Source organism: Chryseobacterium rhizoplanae, assembly GCF_900182655.1.
Taxonomy (GTDB): Bacteria; Bacteroidota; Bacteroidia; order Flavobacteriales; family Weeksellaceae; genus Chryseobacterium; species Chryseobacterium rhizoplanae.
This window is the reverse complement of record NZ_FXTC01000020.1, coordinates 1-3,982: the sequence shown is the minus strand read 5'-3', so window position 1 is coordinate 3,982 and position 3,982 is coordinate 1. Positions and strand designations below refer to the sequence as shown.

The following is a 3,982-nucleotide window of genomic DNA, read 5'->3' as shown; positions in this document are numbered from 1 at the left end:
TTTTTAGGTGTTTCCATAATTAAATGTAATTCTTTTTTGAAAACACTCCTTAACTTTTATACTATATACTGTCTACTTTTTGCTGACGATTTACATAGTTGAATATTCTGCAGTAACTAATGATCAAACTATCGAAATTTACAAATTACCTTGGACTGTCGAGAGTGTGTATGGTAATGATATAGATTTATTTATTCAAAATGGGGAAGGAAGTTATAACTGGTATGCACTGCAAGCAAAAGTCATGTCCTATAACGGAGCATTCAAAGATTTGAAATATAATAGAAATGAAGCTTTTCAACAATGGGATAAACTTTTACGGCATGAGAGTGTGTATGGTAGTAAAACATTCTATCTTTTATATAGTGGAAATTCTCTGCGAGCTCCATATGTCCAGCCAACTAGACGAGATTGTATAGGTATTCCACTTATTAGTGAATTGGGGCTTGGTATTGTTGAAACACGTATAGTTGCCGACATAAGAACGAATGTTCTTAGGCACTCTCAAATGCTCTATTTCGAACAAGTGTTTCCTGACCATTTAGATTCTATAAGAAAGCTATTTTGTTGTTCACCACATTTACCACCAAAAGGTAAGACATTTAAAAGGGAAGAAATAGAAACTTTTGGCTATCGACAAGTATACGCAGATTCAAAAGAGTTTGATGAAGATCGAGATTCTCAAAGATATGAAATCCCTGATGGAGCGGCCGCAATTAGAATGATAATAAACTATAAGTAATTTTTTATGAATAATTGTAAAATATGTAACTCTAAAGCTGATAAATCAGGATCACACATTATTCCTCATTTTCTTTTGAAAAGAATTGATTCTGAGCATAAGGGTCGAGATAAAGAAATGGGTTTTGTTATTTCAGAAAAAAATCCTTCTTCCTATTTTGGTAGAGCAACCAATGTTGAAACATTGGAAAAAATATATGGGGAGGTCGATGAAGACAGGATTGGTAGTAATTCAATTCCCTTAATAGAGGATTTTATATTTTGCAGCAGATGCGAAGCTGAATTAGCAACATTAGAAAATAATTATTCTACTAGTATTTCAAAAAATGACCAGCCTATTGGAATTAACTATTCAAGTGGAATCGATTCTGAACAGGCATTATTGTTTTGGATTTCTATCTTTTTTCGACTTAGTATATCAAAGAATTCAGGAGTAAGTCTTATACCTGAAGATGAGGATGTATTACGAAAAATATTAAATGATTATTTTTCCAAAAAGCAAATCACTTCTGATTTTGAGAAGATAAAATATAAATTAATGAGAGCTCAAAATGTGCCAGAAAAAGCAAGTACACTTCTTCACATGAATCCAGAATCTCAAAATCCTTATCTACTAGTATTGGATGAATTTATTGTTTATTTATCACTAAATATCGACGTAGAAAATAAGGATTTTTACGGATTTAAACTTCCGGTAGAAGAGGCAGAGGAAAATAGCAATTTTCCAACAGATGAGAAAATATTGGCTATTACTACTGATACACTTCTAAAGTTAAATGGACACTTCCATGCCAAGGCCGCTGAATCTTATCGTATAAATTTATTCTATGAATGTGATCAAATATTTCAAAAAATGAATTTTGGTAATTACATGCCAAATGATATGAAAGAAGAAATCTTTAAATTACTTGCAAGTGACGAAACAGTTTCCTTCGGAGATAAATTCTCCATAAAACATAGGGCAGAAATTATAGTTAAAGTACTACAGGAATATCTAAAGAAGCAACCACCGAGAGATGGTCTCAAATAATTTTTAATTTGAGTAAAAAAATTAGATAATAAAAAAATTAAAAACAATTCTATGAAAGAACTTAATGAGAAGATTCAATTAGCAATTAAATTGCTTGGACTTGTAACTGAAAATACTTCTTATTCCGACAAAGAGGATATCAGAAGTATTACTATTGATAGTATAGCAGAAACTTTACAAAGTTTTTATATTTCTTTGCTCCTTTCAAAGGAGCTGCATAATATCGAATATATTAATAGTAAAATATCGCCACAATTTAAAGAAAGTGATTTGGATGATATTCAGTTTAACTTTGAAGGTCTGGTTAAAGATGCGCTTTTTACTAAATTTTTTATCTGTATTGAAAGTAATTTAAGAAGCATCGCAAGACATTTTGAAGCAGCTAAGGGAAATATTGAGAAAACTTCAATTAAAGCAACTTTTGAAAATCTATTTGATGTAAATAAAACAGATTTTTTTACCAGCATTAAGAGTAACGATAAGGATGTGATTTTATTCTTCTTTTATTTAAGAAATACAATGCACAACTTCGGTATTCATTCCGATTCAAACCCTAATCAGATTATACAAATAGAAGATACTTCATCCGTAATTGATCGATCCAAAGTTACTTTGGAATTAATACAAAATCAGACTAATAATATCATTTACAAAGATTTATTGTTACTTTTTGAACAAGTAATTAAAATTATAATCAGGCTTAATAGTTTGATTCCATCTACTGAAAAAATCAAACATCCACTGGCAGATTTTGGTTTGTAATTTATGATAGTAAGTCATAAAATATTTTTAACATTTGGAATGTAGTTCGAATACGTGATTGTGCCAAAACTGGCCCAACTGACGATAAAAGTAGTAGGCAAAAAAACAAATTAAAAAATGAGTAATTCAAACAAAAATTGGCCAAGCAAAGCTGGTAATCCATCATGAGCAAATAGAGATAATAATCATCCTGCGCCCAAACCTTCAAAGGGTGGTACCAAACCATTTGCATCCAAAAATTTTTTTTTTTAATAAGGACATATTTTGAAGCCTGATTTTATTAAGGTTTTTATTTTTCTTCATACAGCAATATAGATTTTCAAGATGTCGCCCAATATTTTTATTTGTTTTTTTAGAGAATGCATGAAAAAAATGGATTTTATGTCTACTCCGCAACAAGTGAGGAAATGACCAGCTTTAGAACGAGATAGTAGTAGTTAGTGGAATACTTAACTCAAAAAGAAACTTACCAAGAGCCTAAATGAAATCTGCTTGTTATTTGTTAGGAATTGAGACCTAATTTTGCCACAGAGTTATTATTTTTATTGAATGAAATCAGAAATTAAAGATATTGTTATTAATAAGATTGAAAACGAAAGCGAATATTCACATCTAGATTTTAAAAAGCAACAGTACCCAATAGGAAAAAAAGATCCCAAAAAGCCTGAATTTCTGAAGGATATGATGGCTTTCGCAAATCTTATTTCTAAAGAGGATAAGTATATCATTGTGGGAGTTGAAGAGTTAAATGGTATGGCTGGTGGTTTTGAATCAATAGATAAACTTAACGATCAAGCTAGCTATCAGCAATATCTTAATGAATATATTGAACCTGAAATCAATTTTGAGTATTCTGAGATTATATATAAAGGATATAAGCTGGCATATTTTAGATTGTTTGACAATGCAGATTTTCCTTACTTATTAAAAAAAGACTTAATCACAAATAGCATTCGCTTTGATATAGGTTGTGGATTTGTAAGGGCTGGAACTTCCACTAGAAAGTTAAATCGTGACGATTTTGAGAAGATATATAATTTTCGCAATACTACTGCTAGGGATAGAAAAAATGAACTTTCTTTCCGTGTTTACAATTCGTCTTTTACGGAGTTTGATTTACGGAGAACCAAATACAGATGTATAAGGATTGACGCCATCAACAGTTCCACGAAATCACTTGAGTTTGACGTGGAAGTGAGAATTAAAAAATCGGTACAGTACAGTGCGATACTTAGACAAGAGCTGGAAAGAAAAATTGAAGATGGCAAAAAGGATGCTGCAACGAGTAGTTTTATGCATAGTTTATCAATTGGAATTAATTCTCCCATTATATATTTAAATACATATGTCGAACTGTAAATCGTCAGCAAAAAGTAGACAGTATATAGTATAAAAGTTAAGGAGTGTTTTCAAAAAAGAATTACATTTAATTATGGAAACACCTAAAAA

4 protein-coding genes are annotated in these 3,982 nt (G+C 30.6%); all 4 read left to right on the top strand.

Going from position 1 to position 3,982, the window contains the following annotated elements:
* The first annotated feature begins 79 nt into the window (after positions 1-79).
* Positions 80-742 carry a hypothetical protein gene (locus FN817_RS22960; protein WP_142719944.1) on the top strand — a complete coding sequence of 221 codons (663 nt, stop codon included), beginning with the start codon at positions 80-82 and terminating at the stop codon, positions 740-742.
* A gap of 6 nt (positions 743-748) precedes the next feature.
* On the top strand, positions 749-1,771 hold the full coding sequence (locus FN817_RS22955) for a hypothetical protein (RefSeq protein ID WP_142719943.1): 1,023 nt from the start codon (positions 749-751) through the stop codon (positions 1,769-1,771).
* A gap of 51 nt (positions 1,772-1,822) precedes the next feature.
* The gene (locus FN817_RS22950) at positions 1,823-2,533 is read left to right on the top strand and encodes a hypothetical protein (RefSeq protein WP_142719942.1); all 711 of its coding nucleotides are present in this window, start codon (positions 1,823-1,825) and stop codon (positions 2,531-2,533) included.
* Between the two features lie 549 nt (positions 2,534-3,082).
* Entirely contained in the window at positions 3,083-3,892 is an 810-nt protein-coding gene (locus FN817_RS22945; RefSeq protein WP_142719941.1) for an ATP-binding protein, read from the top strand.
* The last annotated feature ends 90 nt before the right edge of the window (positions 3,893-3,982 follow it).

Coding starts and splice junctions, on each gene's coding strand:
- FN817_RS22950 (WP_142719942.1), top strand. CDS start 1,823: ATGAAAGAACTTAATGAGAAGATTCAATTAGCAATTAAATTGCTTGGA.
- FN817_RS22945 (WP_142719941.1), top strand. CDS start 3,083: ATGAAATCAGAAATTAAAGATATTGTTATTAATAAGATTGAAAACGAA.
- FN817_RS22955 (WP_142719943.1), top strand. CDS start 749: ATGAATAATTGTAAAATATGTAACTCTAAAGCTGATAAATCAGGATCA.